This window comes from Candidatus Protofrankia datiscae, from assembly GCF_000177615.2.
In the GTDB taxonomy this organism is placed as follows: Bacteria; Actinomycetota; Actinomycetes; order Frankiales; family Frankiaceae; genus Protofrankia; species Protofrankia coriariae.
Genome location: NC_015656.1, coordinates 1,967,868 through 1,986,013 on the forward strand (window position 1 = coordinate 1,967,868; position 18,146 = coordinate 1,986,013).

The window sequence follows — 18,146 nt, forward strand, 5'->3', positions numbered from 1 at the left end:
GGTTCACCTGGCGGGTTATCTGACCCGGTGCGGCTCTGGAGAGAGCGGTGCCGGGCCGGCAAGTACTGTCTCGAAGGGATAGACAGCTTCTTGCGGTGCTGCTGCGGGCTTGCTCAGGATGTAGATCATTTTTTCGTGCCAGGCCCGATGCAGGCAGAATACCAATCCCTGCCAGCCGTCCCGCCAGCCACTTCTGAACACGTACATATAGAAGAATATTGCCGGTGTCTTGAGGGGCACCAGGGGGAAGATGACATCCCGGGCGATGGCCCGGGACAGTGGTCTGGTGCTCGTCGTCTGGTTGTCGACGAGCACCTGCCGAAGCCGCTGGAACGGTCTGGTAGGGGTGCCCCGGCGGCGTGCCTCCAGCTCCGCGTAGGTGATGTGTTTGTGCAGCCAGGAGGCCAGTCCCTTGCTGTCCTGGTCGATGACGTCATGTTCGAGAGCCAGTGTTGCGCCGTTGACCGACGCGCGTTCGCTGAATTCCTCTGCGGTGGCGAACGAGGCGAATCGTCGGTCGAGCAGCCGGGCCTGCCAGCTGTTGGTGTACCACCCGCAGTGGGCTATCCAGCGTCCGAGGAAGAAGAACCGGCGGCGGTGGGTGTAGGCGGCGCAGTCCTCCCGCCCGAGCCGTTCAGCGATCTCCGTCGCAAGTTCGACGGGAACCCACTCGTCGGCGTCGAGGAAGTACACCCAGTCGTGCTGGACGCCGGGATGGCGCATTGCCCACTCGCGTTGGCCGGCAAAGCCGCGCCATGGTTCCTCCCACACGGTGGCGCCCAGCGTCCGGGCGATGTCGGGGGTCCCGTCGGTGGAGCCGGAGTCGACGACCACTACCTGCCTGCACCACCCGACCGACCGGACCGCCCGGGCGATGTCCCGACATTCGTCACGCGCCAGAATGATTGCGGTGACCGGTACGGACCCCGGTGGTGGCGACACCTCGACACCGGCTCTGGAAGGGGCTGTGTACGGGAGCGACGGCTGTGATGGCCGCGCCGACACGGATCGAAAAATCATGGTGTCGCCTCTGCTTCATTTATCCAGGCGATGGTTGTCCGTCAGGAAGCCCTCGAGCTCGAGGAGCAGACGCCGTGCGCCAGCCGTCCGTGCACCCGGAGAATGGATAAGGACAGTGCGTCTGCCGGTCAGCGCGGCCCATGCGGCGCCTGATTAGCTATGCTGCCTTTTCCGGTGTTCCGAGTAGCCAGCTGAAGTAGTGGTCCGGATCGAACGGGTTGACCGGTTCCGGCGCGAAAGTGGAGTTCAAAGCGCGGTGGATGGCCGCAGCGATCTCCGCTGCTTCCTCCCGCTGGTACGGGACCAGGACAGGCCCCGCGATATCACGGTTGTGAGCGATGTCCAGCGCCACCACCGGCACCGAGGCGAGCCGTGCCTCTGCCAGCGGGTACCCGAACGACTCGATGCGCGTCGGGTAGATCAGCGCTCGGCAACGGTTCTGGTAGCGTGCCAGTTCCTGCGGTGCCAGGCGGCCGACGAACTGCAGGTGGCGGGTATGGCCGTCAAGTCCCTCGGCCGCGGCTTCCTCACGGGTCGCGGTGACGATGACCTGCAGGTCGACGCCGGTTTCGGTGGCAAGTGCCGAGACCGCCTGGTCCACCAGGTGTAGTACCGTCGCCATGCTCTTCCACGGCGAGAACAGCACAGGGCAGAGCAGCAGGTGCGGTTCACACGGCCGCGTGGATACGTGGTCGGGCTTTGACAGCGGGTGTGGGCGGATGACCAGCCGGGACAGCAGTTCCGGAACCGCGTCGAGGACCCGTTCGGCCATGCTGGCGGCCGGTACGATCACGATGTCGGCGCGGCGAGCGGTCTGCCGGACGATCCGTGTCTGCCGCGACATCCGGGGGCCCAGCCACGAGCCGATGCGCTCCAGTTCAGCCGGCCGGAGAAAGTGCAGCGCGTTGCGGAGCAGCACGTAACGCGTTCCGGACGTCAGCGTGAACCCGACGTTGTTGAGTGCGATCGCCCGGGCGAACCGCCCTGGTCGTTCACGGCGGGCGAGCCAGGCCGGGGTTATCGCCTGATCCCGGCCGATAACCCGGATGTTGGGGTGACCGCTTCTGGCCAGATGCCCGTCGAGTTCAAGAAGAAAACGCAGTGCGCCACCCATGCGGGCACCGGCACAGTCGACGAGGACCGGGCGGTCCGCCACCGGCGTCATCGCCCCCGTGACCGCGGATTCGTTCATAACGTCCACGTTCGTCTCACTTCTCTCCCTGGTCGGTTCGAAAAATGTTGTCGGTGGCCCGGGACCTGTTGGTCAGACATTTCGGGACATTTCCGTGGCCGGGCCGGGTCGATAGCGCTGGTCCACCGTCACGCCCTTTCCGCGGACGCTCAGCAGCGTTTCCGGGGGGACGACGGCCACCGACACCCGCAGGCGGTCGCCCACCCGCTCCTGCAGGAGGTGGCGGGCCCGGGCCAGGTCGCTGGCCGCCGGCGGCCGGGCGGCGGCCACCCGCAACTCCACCTCGCCGCGACGCTCCTGGTGGAACTGGAACCGGTCGAAGACGGCGAAGGCGCCGTCGTGGAAGTTCAGGGCCGCGGTGGAGATGGGCTCGTCGTCCGCCCCGTAGACCAGGGACTGGTCCCAACGCCCGCGGACGTCGGTGAGCACCGGGAACGACGAGCCGCAGACGCAGCGGGCGCCGCGCGACCCCGGGGGCAGCAGGGTGCCGGCGTCCTCGGTGTCGTAGCGCACCAGCGGCATGGCGGCGTTGGTCATTCCGGTGCCGACGATCCGTCCGTCGACGACCTCGGTGAGGCCGTAGGTGGGGGCGAGATGGTAGGCGCCCGGGCGGCAGGGGCATTCACCGGCGAACACCACCTTCTCGCTCTGGCCGTACCAGCGGACCACCGGTGCCGAGAAGACCTCCCGGAAGAGCGCCACCTGCCAGTCGAAGGCGCCCTCGCTGGCCAGCAGCACCGCGCGGACGCGGCTGAGCGCGCGGTGCGGCCCGGTCCGCGCCACCCAGTGGGCGAACGGTGTGACCGCCGACGGGTACCCCCAGACGGCCACCGGCCGGAAGTCGCCGAGCCGGTCCAGCAGATCGGCGAAGGTCCGGTCCGACAGGTGGAAGGGGGAGACCAGGAAGTGGTTGTACGTCGGCTGGAACAGGATCGGCTGGCCGGCGAAGCCCGCGCCGAGACTGCCGCCCCGGAAAGTGATCTTCGGGTCGGTCGGCCGTACCCCCGCCCGTCCCCACACGTGGGCGATGTGGGCCCACTCGGTGAAGAACGACGCGTAGGAGATCCGCAGATCCAGCGGCCGCCCGCCGGTGCCGCCGGTGGTGACCCGCCGGGCGGGCACCCGCGGGCTGCTGAAGGAGCCGGCAAGGCCGCGGACGGTCTCCTTGCCCAGCACCGGAAGCTCGTCGAGCCGGCCCTGGAGACAGGCCTGGAGATATTCCGGATGTGCCCGGTAGTACGGCACCGACCGGCCCCAGAGCCGGTGGAAGCGGGCCAGCCGGGACACCTGCCACTGGTGGACCTCGGCCGCCTCGGCCGCCTCCAACCTGGCGAGCGTGCGCAGGTGGCCGCGCACCAGCGGACTGGCGCAGGCGGCGTCGAACGCGGCGGCGGCGGCCCGGGAGCCGAACACCGAGCCCGCCCGCGCCGGGACCGTCCGTGCCGCCGCCCCCGCGGTCGTTCGTGAGGCCGCCCAGGCCCGGGTCATCGGGGCACCGCCGGCGGTGACTGGTGTTCGATGTACCCCCGCCAGGCGAAGTGCGCCTCGGCCCGCAGGACCGTCTCGACCGGCAGTGACCCGAGGCGTCCATGCCACGGATCGTGGTCGGAGACGATCTCGATGTCGCGCCAGTCGCCATGGGCCAGCGGCAGAGCGCGGCAGGCGAACGCCTGGCGGACCACCGGCACCCGGTCGGGGTCGAAACCGAACAGGTACGTTGCGGCCGCGTCGACCGCGGCTGGTGTGGTCCCGCAGGCCAGTAACCGGGCGGGCAGCGGGTCGGGGTTCATCGGGCCGTTGCGCTGCCCGGCGATCACCCCGTCCACGATGACGATGTGCCGCCGGTCCGGATCGGGGGTGTCGGCCACGGTGCCGTCCGGCCGGCCGTATTCCAGGATCTTGTTCAGGTCGAGGCACATGCGCCACACCGTGTCGTTGCCCCACCAGTTACCGCTGCGTACCACGGTGTCACCGTCCCCGAACAGCTGGCTGCCGCCGTGGCGGGCCAGCCGCAGCACGCCACCGCCCAGGTGGGGGGAGAGCATGGCCACCCGGCGCAGCCTGGTGGCCACGGCCCGCTCGAGCGAGTGCCGGGAGCTGCGGCTGGGATGCTCGTCGCCGCCGGTGTCGGGCCGGCCCTCGGTGTGGTGCGGTAACCAGTTCTTGTCCGCGTTGATCCCGACCAGGTTCTTCAGGGCGAGGGTGATCCCGGCCTTCTTGTGGCTTTTCAACTTGGGGAGGTTCACCACGAGGTCGGCCCGCAGGGCCGTGCCGGAGAGCAGGTACTCGTGCCGGCCGCCGCTGTGGTGGGAGTTCACCACCCGGCTGTCGTAGTCGGCGCCGTAGTAGCGGCCCGCTCCGCCGTGGTCGGCGAACTCGCTGGCCGCGGCGAGGTCGAAGGCGATCGCGCCGCCGGGGTCGCCCGGCAGGCGGCGGCGGGCCACGACGACGTCGTCGACCGTGGTCCACTCCTCCTGGCGCAGGTCGACCAGGTCGAGGCGCAGCCCGCGCTCCCGGTAGAACCGGCGCAGCTCGTCCAGGCCGAGCACGCTCACGATCGCGGCGAAGGACGAGTCGGTCTGCGGTGCGTCGGCGATCACCACCCGGCCGGCGCCCCCGACCGCGGCGAACGCGTAGTCGGCGACGGCGCGCACCACAGAGCCGTGGGTGAGCACGTACCGCCAGCCCTGTGGATCCCGCGGGTGATGCTCACGCACCAGGTTGGGCTTGAGCACGACCGTCCCGCCCGGGGGGACGACATCGGCCAGCGGGTTCCAGCGGGCGGTGTCCACGTTCGCCGTGTCCAGCCCGGCCAGCGCCAGGGCCCGGCGGACGCCGGCATACACCGGGTTCGCCGCCGGGCCGAGGTGCCCGTGCGCGTACTCGGGATACGCGGTGTCCGGGGAGAAGGGCACGACGTCGGGATAGGACGCGGTCCGCGTCCGTGTGACCGCCACCCGGTACGGGGTGGCAGTGCTCTCGAGCATTCCCGGCATGTCCGGCCTTATCGGTAGGAGTGCCCTGGCAGTGGAGTGCCGCCACGGCCGAGGCGGTCGGGTATCGCGCGTACCGGTCCTCGAACGGATGGTCGGTAGATAGCAGACGGTGACGTATCTAAGCTAAGAGTAGCGACTCTACTACGGAATGCGAGGACTGGGCTGGGTGCGTCGCATCACCGGAAGGCCCACCTCCCGGTCGGACGGGTCAGGCTCCCTGGCCCGGATGGGTGAGGACGGCCTTGATGGTGGCGGCTCGCCCGAGCCAGGCCATCAGCCGGGCGCTGGGCTCCCAGCCAGGCTTGAAGCGGTTCACCCGTCCGACCACCCCTCGGTCCGCGAGCTGGTGAGCGGATCGGACGGCGGGCGGTCCGGCAGCCGGCGGACGGCCGGGCGAAGCATCCCGGTGGTGTGCTCCCTGCCGCCTGCGCCGGAGGTAGTCGCGTGCGGCCACCGCGAATCCGATCGGCGTTTCCAACGGGAGCTCGCTCGTCCACACCCGACCGACCGCCAGGCCCGCAGCGGCGGCGACTGCCGACATTCCCACGGCCGACGGGAACGCCACATGGTCGACCTCCTTGAACATCGACCACCACGGCCCGACGACGCGGGGCACGATGCAGGACGAGTTCGGCGTCGAGATGAAGATCGCGCCGTTGGGTGACAGGCGCGTTCGCAGTGCCTGCAGGAATCCCTGGATGTCGTGGATGTGTTCCAGGACGTTGATCGCAACGATCGCGTCGAAGGTCTGGCCGGGCGGGAGGTCCGACAGCGCTGGGTGGACGGTGCGGATCCCCCAGGCAGACGCTATGTGCGCGCGGTGCGCCGGATTTGTTTCCACGCCCCACACCTGTCGGCCGGCGTCCCGGGCGGCGGCCAGCAGATGCCCGGAGCCCGGTCCGATCTCCAGGACGGTCGATCCGGCCAGGCCGATCGTCCGCCAGAGCTCGGCACGCGGCTGGTTGCCCGACACTTCGACGGCGCGGGGGATCAAGGTCGAACCGTCTTCCGCTTGTTTGTGGAGATCCTCGAAGTCGGCTGCAGAGATGTCACGGAAGATCGATCGGCAGGTGTGGCATCTGGCCCAGACCGCCGCGTCCCGGCTGCCGTAGTACCGGGCGCCACAAGCGTCGCAGAAAGGGCATTCTCTGGTGATCACAGATGTCTCCCCGGGTGAGCGGAGGGTGGCCGGCGGTCATGAACGCCTGGCTCGGGAGGCCGCGCGTCGCGGGCCAGGCCACCGAGCACCAGAAATGTCGCGAAACGGGCGTTGTCCGGTGCTCGTGGAGTTGTTCCGGACGGTGTTCCGGCGTGCCGTCAGGCATTGGGCCGTCTGCCGTCCCTGCGAGCGACGACCAGAATGTTCTGGGTGAACAGATGACCTCGTAACACACCGGTCTCTGCCGCGAGAGCGACGGAGAGCGACCCGCTGAGCGCTCGCCAGACCGCCCAGCGCAGCGCACTGCGCGCGCCGTGGACGATCGGTTCACAGGGAAGAATCTCGACGTGCGTGAAGCCGACGGTCCGGGCCACCTGGCGGGCGCTTCTGGCGGTGAACGCGGTTTCGTGGGTGAAGTCACCGTGTTGGTAGTTTCCGCCAAACGGGCTTACCGCGTTCGGTACTCGTGCGATGAGCACACCACCCTCACGCAACCCGGCATGGACGGCATCGCAGACAGTGAGCACCTCGGGCTTGGTCAGATGCTCGAATAGGTCCGTGGCGATTACTGCGTCAACGCCGCCCGCAGCCTGCAGTACGCTCATCGCGTCACCCACATCGACCGCGTGGCCGAGTCCTGCCCGGTGGGCGAGTTCCACTTGTTCAGGACTGATGTCGACGCCTCGTGCCCGAAGGTAGCCGGCATCGAGGAGCTGTCGGACGATGGCCCCTTGTCCGCAGCCGATGTCAATGATGTCGATATCGCGGTCCGCTGGGAGGTAGGTCAGGATTTCCCGGCGGAAGACCAGGCTGTCCGCCGTGGAGTCCCTAACACCGGCGTGCGTGGTGGCGTACCTGCCGTACATACGGTCTCGTAGGTTCGTGAGCCTGGCAGGGACCGTGGCTGTCGAGTAGTCGGTCATCGCCGTTGTCCTTCATCCGTAGTGGCAGGCCGGTCGCTGCGGCCTGCGGCGAGCGCGAGCGTGGCCCAGGGCGCCGAGTCGACGGGTTCGCGCGTACCGGCGGGATGAGAGGCATCAAAGATCCGATAACCGTGTTCGGTGAAGATTTTGGTTACCTGGCCGGCATTGGCCGGGGCAACTTCGCAGATGATGGTCGGCCGGGTCTCGCGGAGCAGTCGGAGACCGCCTTCGAGGACCAGGCGCTCGGCTCCCTCGACGTCGATCTTCAACACATCGGGGGCCGGGAAGTGGTCGAGGAGCGAGTCGAGGGTGATCGTCGGCACGACCTGGACGGCGCGTACGCCGCCGGTCTGGCTACTGCCGAATCCTTCGATGTGGTTGGTGGCCCGGTTGCGCGCCGCGATGCAGAACCTGCTCACACCTGGATCAGCCGCGACCGCTACCGGTAGGACGTCTATCCCGGCGCGTTTCCCGGGCAGTGCTGTCGACCGTCGCAGCAAGTTGACCATGACCGTGTCGGGTTCGACGGCGAGTACCGTTCCACCGGGGCCGGCCACCGCCGCGGCGGCGAACGCGAACAGCCCGGTGTTGGCTCCGATGTCCCAGACCGTGTTGCTCGTCCGGATCACTTCGCGGACAAGGCCGAGCAGTATGGGGTCGACGCCCGTGAGTCTCGGGCGCAGGTATTTCAGCCCGGCTTCGGAGGACACGTAGATCCGGGTCCGGTCGAAGGGCGCAGGCAGCCTACGGCGCAACACGATCTGGTGGGACGCACGCTCCGCGATGGACCGTAGGGAGAGCGTCGTTGTCGCGGAGTGCCTCGGCCCGATCATTGGATCGTCCGCTCGTCGGCGGCGGTCCGCGGGGGAACTCCGGCCATAGAGGCAGGCGGTGTGGCCGGTGCGGACGCCTCGGTCAGTGGACGCCTCCTGGGCAGTCGCTGCGACGCCTGTCTCGCGTAGATGTAGCCGGACGGGTCGCGCCCGAGGCTCGTTGCCGGCCGCAGGGTGTTGTCGAGCAGGACCGTGTCGAAGCCGGCAGCGGACAGGGAGGCCAGCAGGGTCAGCGGGTCGCCGAACTCCGTGTGGACCTCCATCACGACGCGGTCGACGCGGTCGAGCCATCCGGCTTCCTGGAACAGCGCGAACTCGGAACCCTCAATATCGATCTTCAGGAGGCTGGCCCTCTGGAAGCCTGCCGAGTCGAGGAGTTCGACCATTCCGGTGGTGGGAACGTCGCCGGCCCAATGGCTGGCGGCCCGCCGGCCTTCCGCGCTTGCCAGGACTCCGGTATCAGCATCGACAAGCGTGTGCACTACCCGGATGCGCTCCGCGCACCCGTTGAGGCTCGCGTGTTCCTGGATGATCGCACCAAAGCCGCGCTGCGCTTCGACGGCGAGGACCTGCGCGCCCGCTGCCGCGGCTATCAGTGAGAACAGTCCGTGGTTGGCACCGAGATCGACTACGGTGTCGCCGGGAGCGGGTGCGTAGCCGGGCCTGGCGAAGGAAACACCTCGGCAGTACATCTCCCGTGCGCCGCCGAACATGCGGCCGGGTAGCATGACCTCGACTCCCGGCATCGGGCGGAACTTCCACGGCCGGTTCGTCATGGCCCCGTCCACCGCGTTCAGGTTCCTTTGCCGGACGACCGCTGGTAGTCGAGCAACCGTGGCGGCGGTATATCGCCCCGCGGTCGCCGGGCCGGCTACAGCGGCTATCTGCCGGAGGTCGCCGCCGAGGCGGACGGCCGCAGTCTTCCAGTCCATACGCTCTCCTGCTCCCAGGTGACACATCGGTGCCAACTCAGAGTAGCATGGAAATTACGTTAAGCATTTAATGGCGGCTTCTGGCGTGCCTCGGTCGGTGCGCTTCCGCCACGATGGCCCGCGGGCTTCGGAGGCGTGCACGGGATGTCGTGCACGGGGTGGCTGGGTTGGCGTGTCGGTGCTGTCAACTCGAAGTGCTTCTCGAGCACAATGCGTAACATGAAGAACTCCATGCGTCGCGACCGTCCCGCGGAGCGGACCAGCCCGATCGGCGACGTGCTGCTACTTGCGCCGTCACGGGGACGCGGTGGCGGCATCGAGCGCTACCTTGCAACGCTTGAACAGGCAGTCGACAGGTCGGGCGCACAGGTACACAGGGTGGACCTGCTTTCTCCCGGACGCCGTCCCACGCTCGCTGCGAAGGCCGCCTTTGCCGCTCGCGCCCTGGTCGCCGCGCGGCGGTATGCGCCCGTCCGGTGTCTGCTAGTGGGGCATCCGGGGCTTCTCCCAGTGGCGGTAGCGGTAGCGGCGCTTGCGCGGCCGCGTCGCTCGTTTGTCGTGTTCCACGGCACCGACATCTGGGGCACTTCACTACTGCGACGAACATATCTCACCCGGCTTGCGCGGGCGCGCCCTTTGACCGTCAGCAGCTTCAGCGCCGGCGCTCTCCTGCCTCTCGGGGTCCCGGTGGTGCTGCCGCCTGGTATCGATCCCCGGTGGCGTCAGACCCTGGAGGAGACACCACGGCTGGCTGGTGTGGATGGTCAACCAGTGGTGCTGAGTGTCTTCCGGCTGTCGGAATGGCGTCAGAAGGGCTTGCCTGAGTTGGCAAAAGCGATCCAACAGGTTCGGAGAGGTCTCGGCGCGGTGCGTCTGGTCGTGGCGGGTCAGGGGCCGGCCCCTTCGGACCTGATCCATTTTCTGGATCGTTTTGATGACGCCGAACTGCGTGTCTCGCCGTCCGATGCAGAGTTGGCGAAGCTTTACGCGGCTGCAGACCTGTTTGCCCTGTGCACCCGGACAAGCGTGCGGCCCCCGTGCAGCGGGGAAGGATTCGGCATCGTGCTGGCCGAGGCGCAGCTCGCAGGATGCCCTGTCGTTGCGCCGTTCTCGGGTGGCTCTGCAGATGCCTATGTCGCCAGGGTGACCGGGTGGTCGCCAACTGATGAGTCCGCAGAGGCTCTTGCTGCGGTAGTACTGCAGCTGCTGTCCGACCGTGATTGCCTTGCGGAGGCTGGTGAGCGAGCGCAGGAATGGGCGCGGACGGTAACCGACCCTGATGCTTACGCCGAGCAGACCTGCCGGATACTTCTCGGCAGGGACAGGCCGTCCGGCGTTATGCCATTGCCGCGATCGGTCCCGCGCCCACGCGATGCCAGCGCCGGGCAGGCCGCAGACCCGATGCCGTCACGGTAGCCGCAGGTTGAGTGGAGTGATCCCGCTTCCGTGGACAGCGAACCTGAGGTTCGCTGTCCATAGGGAAGGAGCGTCATGGGGTCAGCTCGCCGGAAGTTCACCCAGGAGTACAAATCCGAGGCAGTAAGGTTGGTGCTCGACTCGGGCCGGTCGGTGACCGAGGTCGCGAAGAGTCTGGGTATCCACGAGACCACGTTGGGAAACTGGGTGAAGAAGGCGAAGGAGAACGGCGAGACCGAGGAGCGGCCGCTGTCGGTGTCGGAGCGCGCGGAACTTGAGGAGCTCCGGAAGAAGTACGCGCAGGCGCAGATGGACATCGCCTTCCTAAAAAAAGCGGCGAGCTTCTTCGCGAGCGAGCAGAAGTAAAGTTCGAGTTCATCTCGATACACGCTCCGAAGAAGCCTGTGTCCGCCGACGGCGCGAACACCTTTCCCGTCGACTACATGTGCAAGAAACTCGACGTGTCCCGACAGGGCTACTATGCGTGGAAGAAACGCGGCCCGTCTCGGAGGGAGAAGGACGACGCCACCTTGTCGACCATGATCAGAGCTGTTTTCGACCGTCACGAGGGGCGGTACGGCGTGCGGCGGATCTTCCACGAGATCCGCCGCCAGGGCGTCGCCGTCGCCTACAAGCGGGTCCAGCGGCTGATGGCGACGATGGGCCTGGTCAGCGTGCATCCGCGTCCCCGCCGGCCGGTGACGACGGTGCAGGCCGCGGACTCCTCATCGCTGCCTGATCTTGTCGGCCAAGACTTCGCCGCGTCCGCACCGAACCAGTTGTGGTACGGCGACATAACATATATTCGCACCTGGGATGGCTGGGTGTACATGGCCTCCGTCATCGACGCGTTCTCTCGGAAGATCGTCGGCTGGGCGGTCGCCGATCACATGCGCACCGAACTCGTTCTCGACGCGCTTCGTATGGCCGTCACCCGCCGGCGGCCACCCGGCGGCGTCATATTCCACGCCGACCGAGGCGGTCAGTACACCAGCCGTGAGTTCGTCGCCTTCTGTCGCGACAACAACGTCCGAAACTCCGTCGGCCGTACCGGGATCTGTTTCGACAACGCCGCGGCGGAGTCCTTCTGGGCCACCCTCAAGAAGGAGTTCGTCCACCTCCACCCGTTCGATACCATAGACCGCGTCCGGGCGGGGATCTTCGAATATGTCGAGATCTACTACAACCGGCAGCGGTTGCACTCCTCGATCGGCTATCTCACGCCTGTCGAGTTCGAGGAAGAATTTGACGGACAAACACTTCGTGCTGCATAGTTAGGACTGTCCACGAAAGTGGGAACCCTCCAGAGTTGGCAATCGCCGAATCGCCGAATCGCCGGGTGTCAGGATGCCTCCACAACGAGGTCGAGCCAACGAGGTCGAGCCAACGAGGGTGGTCAGGCCTTGTTGTGAAGTGCTGCCGCGTGGCGTGGCGTGGCGTTCTCACGGTCTAGTGTCCTGAGTCGTTGATTCGTGTGCAGATAGAATGGGCTGGTGCCTGGCCCGAGCGCGGATCCCATCGAGTTGTCGTCTGCTGAGCGTGCGGTGCTGGAGGGCTGGGCCCGACGGCGGAAGACCGCGCAGGCGCTGGCGTTGCGCTCGCGGATCGTGCTGGCCTGCGCGGACGGTGGGACGAACTCGGGGGTCGCGGCCGAGCTCGGGATCACCCGGGGAACGGTCGCGAAATGGCGGGAGCGGTTCGCGGTCGACCGGCTGGAGGGCCTGTCAGACGAGGCACGTCCGGGAGCGCCTCGGAAGGTCACCGACGCCCAGGTCGAGGCGGTGATCGCGAGGACGTTGGAGGAGAAGCCACCGAACGGCGATACCCATTGGACATCGCGGTCGATGGCGAGGGCCAGTGGGCTGTCGCAGTCGACGGTGTCACGGATGTGGCGGGCGTTCGGGTTGAAGCCGCATCTGGTCGAGACGTGGAAGCTGTCCACCGACCCGCTGTTCGTGGACAAGGTCCGTGACGTGGTCGGGGTCTACCTCGACCCGCCGGAGAAGGCGATCGTGCTCTGCGTCGACGAAAAGTCGCAGGTGCAAGCTTTGGATCGCACGGCACCGGTGCTGCCCCTGATGCCGGGTACCCCGCAGCGGATGACCCACGACTACGTCCGCCATGGCACGACCAGCCTGTTCGCCGCGCTCGACCCGACGTCCGGGTCGGTGATCGCGCAGACCTTCCGGCGGCACCGTCACCAGGAGTTCCTGCGCTTCCTCAAGCTGATCGACTCCTCGGTCCCGAAGGGCTACGACCTGCACCTGGTCCTGGACAACTACGCCACCCACAAGACCCCGGCGGTGAAGAACTGGCTGCTGCGCCACCCCCGCTTCCACCTGCACTTCACCCCGACCTCGGCGTCGTGGATGAACCTGGTCGAGCGCTGGTTCGCGGAGCTGACCACCCGCAAGCTGCGCCGATCGACGCACCGCTCGGTCGTCGAACTCGAAGCCGACATCCGCCGATGGATCAACGCCTGGAACAAGGACCCGAAGCCGTTCGTCTGGGCCAAGACCGCCGACGAGATCCTCGAGACCCTCGCCGCCTACTGCCAGCGAATCAACGACTCAGGACACTAGCTCACTACGTACGGCGGCAAGGTCGGCGTCCACCATCATCCCGACAAGAGCGCGGAAGCCGACGGCTGGTCGCCGGCCGAGCAGACCCCGCGCCTTGGATGCGTCGCCGACGAGCACGTTGACCTCCGCGGGCCGCAGGAAACGCAGGTCCTGAACGACGTATAGGTTCAGTCGTCTATTCCGAGTTCATGAGGACGGGGCGCCTGGGGGCCACGCGCCGCGGCCGCCGGTGTCGGGCGGCGTGCGGCCTGCCGGGCAGTGTGACCGTGTCCGTGGCGACCGTGCCGGTCGCTGCGTTTTGCGCTGTCACGTCACGGTGCTCGGGGTAGTCGGGGTGCTCGGGGTATCGGGTGTGACGTGCTCCGCCCGCTGGGCGCTGCTTCGGGTTGCTGCCGGCGCTGTCGCCGCGGTTGCCGTCGCCGCGGCGGCAGCTGCGAGGACGTGGGCCGAGGTGGTGAGGCCGAAGTCCGTCTCCGGGGCGTCATTGGTGTTGCGCAGCCGCCGGTGGAACTCGCGCACGGCCGCCTCATGCCCCTTGTCCTGGCGTCCCTGCCAGACAGCGCGGCCACCGACGGTCAGCGACCGGAAGTCGTCGAGGACGAGGTGCGTGTCGCCGGCCAGCGCCTCCAGACGCTCCTTGCCGACGCCGGCCGGGCGCGCGGAGGAGTAGACGATCACCGAGGCCGACTGATCGGCGTGCCCGAGCACGACCGTCACGTCGTCGGCGAGCAGCACGCCCCCGCGTCCGGCCGGATGCGCCCGCACCGACACGATCTCCGAGGGGTTCAGGAACGTGCAGGTGTCGACGAAGTGGCAGACCTCCCCGAGCAGCCGTCCGCCCTGGCGGCGGTCGGCGTACCAGTGCCCGTCCGTGACCTTCCCGGCCGCAACCCGGTAGATCATGGTGAGCGGGGACGTCCGGGCGTCGAGCTGTTCCCGGGCGAGCCGGGCCGCGGGTGACCAGCGCCGGTTGAAACCGGTGAACAGGACGCCGTCGGCGCCGCGGGCGGCGTCCGCCACCGCCCGCAGCTCGTCGAAGGACAGCGCCAGCGGCTTCTCGCACCAAACGTGCCGGCCGGCCTCCAGCGCCCGTACGACCAGGTCGGCGTGGGCGTCGTGCGGGGTCGCGATGACCACCACGTCGACGTCGGGATCGTCGATGACGGCGTCCGGGCTGCCGGCGATCCGCGTGAAGCCGGCGCGCTCCCCGAAGCGCCGGGCGCGCAGCCCACCGGCCGAGCCGACCGTGACGAAGCGGTCGAAGCCCGCGGCCCGGAAGGCGGGCAGCAGCACGGTGGCGGAGAAGGCGCCGGCGCCGATCCAGCCGATGCCGTAGCGCCGGCCGGCGTCCCGTGTGCTGTCGGTGTGTGCGCCGTTGTCGTGTGCGCTGTCGCCTGCGCGGGCGGCGCGGCGTGCCCCGGCCGGCCCGGGGAGAACGGGCAGCCCGGGGACCCGGGAGAGCCCGGCCGCCAGGGATGACCCTGGCAGCCGCAGCGGCAGGGACAACCGGGAGGCACCGGACGGCCCCGGCAGCCCGGACAGCCCCGACAGCCGTCCTGGCTGCCCGCGCCGGGACGGCAGGACGATGCTCTCCGGCAGTGTCCGGGAGACGTCGTAGTCGAAGCGGATCGCCAGGTATGGCTCGCTCCGGCTCTCGACCAGAGCATAGGCGGACGCGGCGTCGTCGACGGCGAAACTGTGCGTGACCAGGTCATCGACCTTCAGCCGGCCGGTGGCCAGCAGGTCGACGACGGCCTCCAGGTTGCGGCCCTCTGTCCAGCGGACCTGACCGGCCGGGTAGTCCACCCCCCAGTCCTCGTACGCCCGCTCGTAGCGGCCGGGACCGTACGAGCGGGCGAAGCGCACCGACAGTTCCCGGTCGTAGAAGGGCGTGCGGTCGAGCTCAAGCCCGACGTCCCCGACAACGACCACGGTCGCGCGGTCCCGGCACAGCGCCGGCACCCGGCCGATGAGATCCGACGTCCGGGTGGCGGCACAGACCAGCACGGCGTCCGCGCCCCGCCCACGGGCCCAGCGCAGCACCGCGGCCGTGGCGGCCTCGTCCTGTTCACGCAGAGTGAGGACGCCGGCCCGGTCGGCTGCGGCCAGCGGCAGGTCGGCGACGTCGATACCGGCCACGTCGCATCCGCTGGCCAGTGCGATCCGGGCGGCGAGCTGGCCGACCAGGCCAAGCCCGACGACCACCACCTTGGCGCCCGGCCCGACGTCGGCCAGGCGCAGCCCGTGCAGGGCGATGGAGCCCACCGTCGCGAACGCCGCGTCCGCGGCCGGTACCTCGGCAGGCACCGGCACGCACAGCAGACCGGGCACCGCCTGGACCTCGGCGTGGTTCGCCCAGCCGGCCCCACCGGTGGCGACGAGCTGCCCGGGCACGATGCCGGTCCCGTCGACCATCTCCCCGACGTCCAGCACGGTCCCGGCCGCGCTGTAGCCGAGCGGGATGTCCCCGCCGAGGCGGGCCCGTACCGCGCGGGCGGCCGGGCCGATCCCGTCGACCCGGGCCCGTTGGACCACCTGGCGGACCAGGTCGGGACGGGCCCGGGCCTTGGCCACCAGCCCCGAGCGGGCGAGCGCGGTGACCGCCCGCTCCGTTCCGGGGGAGACGATGCTCGCCGTGGTCCGGACCAGCACCTCGGTCGGGCCGATCCGCGGCGCGGGGACGTCGAGAACCTCGACCGCGCCCCCACTGACCGCCTGCACCACCTGTTTCACGTCCGCTCCACCCTCTTGGCTCCTGCCTGGCCCGGCGCCTCCGGTCGGCCTGCTGCTTCCGGTCGGCCTGGTGCCTCTGACCGGTTTGGTGCCCCTGACCGACCTGATACGTCTGGCCGGCCTGATATGCCTGGTTGGTCCGGTATATCCGGTTGGTCCGCTGTCGTCGGCCGAGCTGGTGGTTGCGGCCGGGCGTCGGCCGGCCGGCCGATCTCGATGTCCGTGTGGATCTCGACGGGCAGCTCGTGATCGACGACGTAGGCGGCGGTGAGCGCCGGCACGGTGTCCTGCCAGCCGAGCGCACGGTGCGTCGGGCGCAGCTCCCAGCGGCCCGTCACGGCGGCGGCCGGGTCGCTCCGCACACGCATGACGATCTCCCCGCTGCCGCTGCCGCTGCCGCTGCCGCTGCCGCTGCCGCTGCCGCTGCCGCTGCCGCTGCCGCTGCCGCTGCCGCTGCCGCTGCCGCTGCCGCTGCCGCTGCCGCTGATCCGGATCGTGTCGAGGCCGTCCACGGTGGCGGTCGCGGTGTGGGCGAGCGGGAAGAGGATCTCGACTCGATGACCCCGCTGCCCGGCTTCCCGCTCGGTCGCCGGGGCGGTGCGCGTCACCCGGTCGGTGAGCGTCACCCGCTCCGGCCGGACCGTGAAGGTGCGTTCGTGCGACGGGCGTCCGGGCAGGTGCCGGTAGCCGTCGTGGGACGCGGTGAGGACCGCCGTGTCGCCGTCCAGCGCCATCCGGGTGATCGCCGGGCGGGCGCGGCGGCCGGCGCGAAAGGCACCCCAGACCTCGGTCGAGTCGGTGCCGTCGACGACCAGGCTCGCGTGCGCCGTGCTCGAGCGTTCGTGGTCGCGGACGGCCCCCGGATCGTAGGTCGAGGTCGCGGTGTCGACGATCAGGGGGACGCCGTCGTACCAGAGCAGGAACGCGAGGGTGTCGGCGTGGGCATGCGCGGGCAGCGTGTCCGGGCATGCCGGCCCGACATCGGCGACGAGGTGGAAGCCGCCCGCCCGTAACACGGCGAGACCGCTGTCGGCGAGCAGCCGCGACCCGGTGCCGACGCCGGCGGTTCCGGCACTGGTGGTTCCGGTGCCGGTGGTTCCGCTGCTGACGAGTCTGCCGCTGACGGGTTCGCGGTCGCCGGACAGCAGGTGGTCCACCGCGTCGGCGGGGACGGGGTAGCCGTCGTTCAGCAGCGGCACCTCCCCGTCCGGGCCGAGTACCGTGCGTAGCCAGTCGCGCATCCGGGCGATCGCGGCCGGCAGATCGTCCGGCACTGCCGCGCCGCTCGCCGCGAGCAGGCGGACCACGTCGTCGAGGTCGGCGAGCACCTGGCAGTGGTAGGCGGGCGCCCGCTCGTAGTGACCGCCGTCGGCCAGCACCTGCCGGCGGACCTCGCCACGCAGCCTCTCGACCCACCGCCGGTGGCCAGCGGCGTCGCCGCCGGCCACCGCCAGCCCGATCAGGGCCTTGAGGTTTTTGACCAGATGGTTGCCACCGACGTCGGTCTCCAGGTGCGCCCGCAGGAAGGCCGCGTGCCGGCCGAGGTCGGCGCGGACGGCCGCCTCGGCCGCACCGCCCCGCGCGAGCGGCTCGAACAGCCCGCACAGCGTCCACGCGCGCAGGGAGGCGACATAGGGCGCCCACGCGGTGCCGGCGCCCGGCGGCACCAGCCTGTGGCCACGGCGTGTAACGAATTGTCCGCCGGGGGTCGCCGTGGCGTCCCGGCTGCTGTCGATCAGCGTGGCGGCCCGCCATGACGTGTACAGCCGGGCGAAGACGGCCCGGGCCTCGTCGCGGTCACCGTGCGCCGTCAGTGTCCAGGCCCAGTCCCAGTAGTGCAGGTGGTAGCGCCACAGCAGCGGCGCGCCGGCCTGCGCCCAGTCGAGTTCGGCCGGGCCGCCGCCTGGCACACGCAGCCGGCGGGTGTGGCCGAGCAGGGTCAGCGTCCCGTCGATCAGTTCGGCCGGGTCCGGCCAGGACGCGGCGAGGCGGCCGTCGAACGGTACGAAGGCGGGCGGCCAGCAGCCGATCTCCGGGGCGGCCAGCCGCAGCAGCCGATCGGTCGTCCAGGGGAAACGCCGGACGAAGGCCCGCTGGCCACGAAGCCGCACCCGGGCGGTGATCTGCCGTGGACGCAGGTGCCGGACGGTCCGCGCGTACCGGCTGGCCCGCGGGTACCGGCCCGGCCGCACACCCGTGGCCGCCGCGGGGGAGGCAGCGGCCAGCGAACCATCTCCGGTGCCGGCACCGGCACCGGCCGGGCTGAGGCTCGGCGCCGGGTGACCGGCGGCGCGGGCCGCGGCCGTGGCCCCACGGCCTGCCGGCGGGCGCGGGCCGGTAACGTCACGCAGGCCTGTCAC

At 69.6% G+C, this 18,146-nt stretch carries 14 protein-coding genes and 1 pseudogene; 4 read left to right on the forward strand and 11 right to left on the reverse strand.

The features are described 5' to 3' along the window. Positions 1 to 15 precede the first annotated feature (15 nt). The 8 genes from FSYMDG_RS08135 to FSYMDG_RS08170 form a co-directional block, all read right to left on the reverse strand. Positions 16 to 1,020 (reverse strand): glycosyltransferase family 2 protein, encoded by a 1,005-nt coding sequence (locus tag FSYMDG_RS08135; RefSeq protein WP_013873082.1) that lies wholly within the window; start codon positions 1,018 to 1,020, stop codon positions 16 to 18. A 157-nt stretch (positions 1,021 to 1,177) separates the two neighbouring features. Beyond that, positions 1,178 to 2,212 (reverse strand): glycosyltransferase, encoded by a 1,035-nt coding sequence (locus FSYMDG_RS08140; RefSeq protein ID WP_237703039.1) that lies wholly within the window; start codon positions 2,210 to 2,212, stop codon positions 1,178 to 1,180. A 72-nt stretch (positions 2,213 to 2,284) separates the two neighbouring features. Then, positions 2,285 to 3,700 (reverse strand): coenzyme F390 synthetase, encoded by a 1,416-nt coding sequence (locus tag FSYMDG_RS08145; RefSeq protein WP_013873084.1) that lies wholly within the window; start codon positions 3,698 to 3,700, stop codon positions 2,285 to 2,287. Further along, complete coding sequence (locus FSYMDG_RS08150) at positions 3,697 to 5,199, reverse strand: DUF362 domain-containing protein (RefSeq protein ID WP_043603251.1); 1,503 nt, start codon at positions 5,197 to 5,199, stop codon at positions 3,697 to 3,699. The genes FSYMDG_RS08145 and FSYMDG_RS08150 overlap by 4 nt, the downstream gene beginning before the upstream one ends. Before the next feature lie 217 nt (positions 5,200 to 5,416). After that, complete coding sequence (locus FSYMDG_RS22910; protein WP_157490991.1) at positions 5,417 to 6,202, reverse strand: class I SAM-dependent methyltransferase; 786 nt, start codon at positions 6,200 to 6,202, stop codon at positions 5,417 to 5,419. A gap of 323 nt (positions 6,203 to 6,525) precedes the next feature. Then, positions 6,526 to 7,290: a class I SAM-dependent methyltransferase gene (locus FSYMDG_RS22915; RefSeq protein WP_013873087.1), complete on the reverse strand. Its 765-nt coding sequence runs from the start codon at positions 7,288 to 7,290 to the stop codon at positions 6,526 to 6,528. Further along, positions 7,287 to 8,123, reverse strand: a complete 837-nt coding sequence (locus FSYMDG_RS08165; protein ID WP_013873088.1) for an FkbM family methyltransferase — start codon at positions 8,121 to 8,123, stop codon at positions 7,287 to 7,289. The genes FSYMDG_RS22915 and FSYMDG_RS08165 overlap by 4 nt, the downstream gene beginning before the upstream one ends. Next, complete coding sequence (locus FSYMDG_RS08170; RefSeq protein WP_013873089.1) at positions 8,120 to 9,055, reverse strand: FkbM family methyltransferase; 936 nt, start codon at positions 9,053 to 9,055, stop codon at positions 8,120 to 8,122. Before FSYMDG_RS08170 ends, FSYMDG_RS08165 begins: the two co-directional genes overlap by 4 nt. A 219-nt stretch (positions 9,056 to 9,274) precedes the next feature. Here FSYMDG_RS08170 and FSYMDG_RS24210 point away from each other — a divergent pair, with 219 nt between their 5' ends. The 4 genes from FSYMDG_RS24210 to FSYMDG_RS08190 all read left to right on the forward strand — a co-directional run bounded on the left by FSYMDG_RS24210 (position 9,275) and on the right by FSYMDG_RS08190 (position 13,053). Further along, entirely contained in the window at positions 9,275 to 10,471 is a 1,197-nt protein-coding gene (locus tag FSYMDG_RS24210) for a glycosyltransferase family 4 protein (RefSeq protein ID WP_157490992.1), read from the forward strand. 75 nt (positions 10,472 to 10,546) lie between these two features. Next, on the forward strand, positions 10,547 to 10,837 hold the full coding sequence (locus tag FSYMDG_RS28145; RefSeq protein ID WP_043602641.1) for a transposase: 291 nt from the start codon (positions 10,547 to 10,549) through the stop codon (positions 10,835 to 10,837). 17 nt (positions 10,838 to 10,854) lie between these two features. Then, positions 10,855 to 11,745 (forward strand): IS3 family transposase, encoded by an 891-nt coding sequence (locus tag FSYMDG_RS08185; RefSeq protein WP_237703101.1) that lies wholly within the window; start codon positions 10,855 to 10,857, stop codon positions 11,743 to 11,745. A 219-nt stretch (positions 11,746 to 11,964) separates the two neighbouring features. Continuing rightward, positions 11,965 to 13,053, forward strand: a complete 1,089-nt coding sequence (locus FSYMDG_RS08190; protein WP_013871712.1) for an IS630 family transposase — start codon at positions 11,965 to 11,967, stop codon at positions 13,051 to 13,053. On the opposite strand, the pseudogene FSYMDG_RS29160 reads toward FSYMDG_RS08190, so the two are convergent. The 3 genes and pseudogenes from FSYMDG_RS29160 to FSYMDG_RS08200 all read right to left on the reverse strand — a co-directional run. Then, positions 13,042 to 13,215, reverse strand: a pseudogene (locus FSYMDG_RS29160) (GDP-mannose 4,6-dehydratase); the annotation flags it as partial. The gene FSYMDG_RS08190 and the pseudogene FSYMDG_RS29160 sit on opposite strands and share 12 nt — an antisense overlap. A 144-nt stretch (positions 13,216 to 13,359) precedes the next feature. After that, positions 13,360 to 15,786 carry a bi-domain-containing oxidoreductase gene (locus FSYMDG_RS08195; protein ID WP_013873091.1) on the reverse strand — a complete coding sequence of 809 codons (2,427 nt, stop codon included), beginning with the start codon at positions 15,784 to 15,786 and terminating at the stop codon, positions 13,360 to 13,362. Further along, positions 15,783 to 18,146, reverse strand: coding sequence for a heparinase II/III family protein (locus FSYMDG_RS08200; RefSeq protein ID WP_013873092.1), 2,364 nt, complete (start codon positions 18,144 to 18,146; stop codon positions 15,783 to 15,785). Before FSYMDG_RS08200 ends, FSYMDG_RS08195 begins: the two co-directional genes overlap by 4 nt.

What these genes read in the sequence shown, in the direction of transcription:
- FSYMDG_RS08135 (WP_013873082.1), bottom strand. Translation starts at nt 1,020, where the DNA reads ATGATTTTTCGATCCGTGTCGGCGCGGCCATCACAGCCGTCGCTCCCG.
- FSYMDG_RS08140 (WP_237703039.1), bottom strand. Translation starts at nt 2,212, where the DNA reads ATGAACGAATCCGCGGTCACGGGGGCGATGACGCCGGTGGCGGACCGC.
- FSYMDG_RS08145 (WP_013873084.1), bottom strand. Translation starts at nt 3,700, where the DNA reads ATGACCCGGGCCTGGGCGGCCTCACGAACGACCGCGGGGGCGGCGGCA.
- FSYMDG_RS08150 (WP_043603251.1), bottom strand. Translation starts at nt 5,199, where the DNA reads ATGCTCGAGAGCACTGCCACCCCGTACCGGGTGGCGGTCACACGGACG.
- FSYMDG_RS22915 (WP_013873087.1), bottom strand. Translation starts at nt 7,290, where the DNA reads ATGACCGACTACTCGACAGCCACGGTCCCTGCCAGGCTCACGAACCTA.
- FSYMDG_RS08165 (WP_013873088.1), bottom strand. Translation starts at nt 8,123, where the DNA reads ATGATCGGGCCGAGGCACTCCGCGACAACGACGCTCTCCCTACGGTCC.
- FSYMDG_RS08170 (WP_013873089.1), bottom strand. Translation starts at nt 9,055, where the DNA reads ATGGACTGGAAGACTGCGGCCGTCCGCCTCGGCGGCGACCTCCGGCAG.
- FSYMDG_RS24210 (WP_157490992.1), top strand. Translation starts at nt 9,275, where the DNA reads ATGAAGAACTCCATGCGTCGCGACCGTCCCGCGGAGCGGACCAGCCCG.
- FSYMDG_RS28145 (WP_043602641.1), top strand. Translation starts at nt 10,547, where the DNA reads ATGGGGTCAGCTCGCCGGAAGTTCACCCAGGAGTACAAATCCGAGGCA.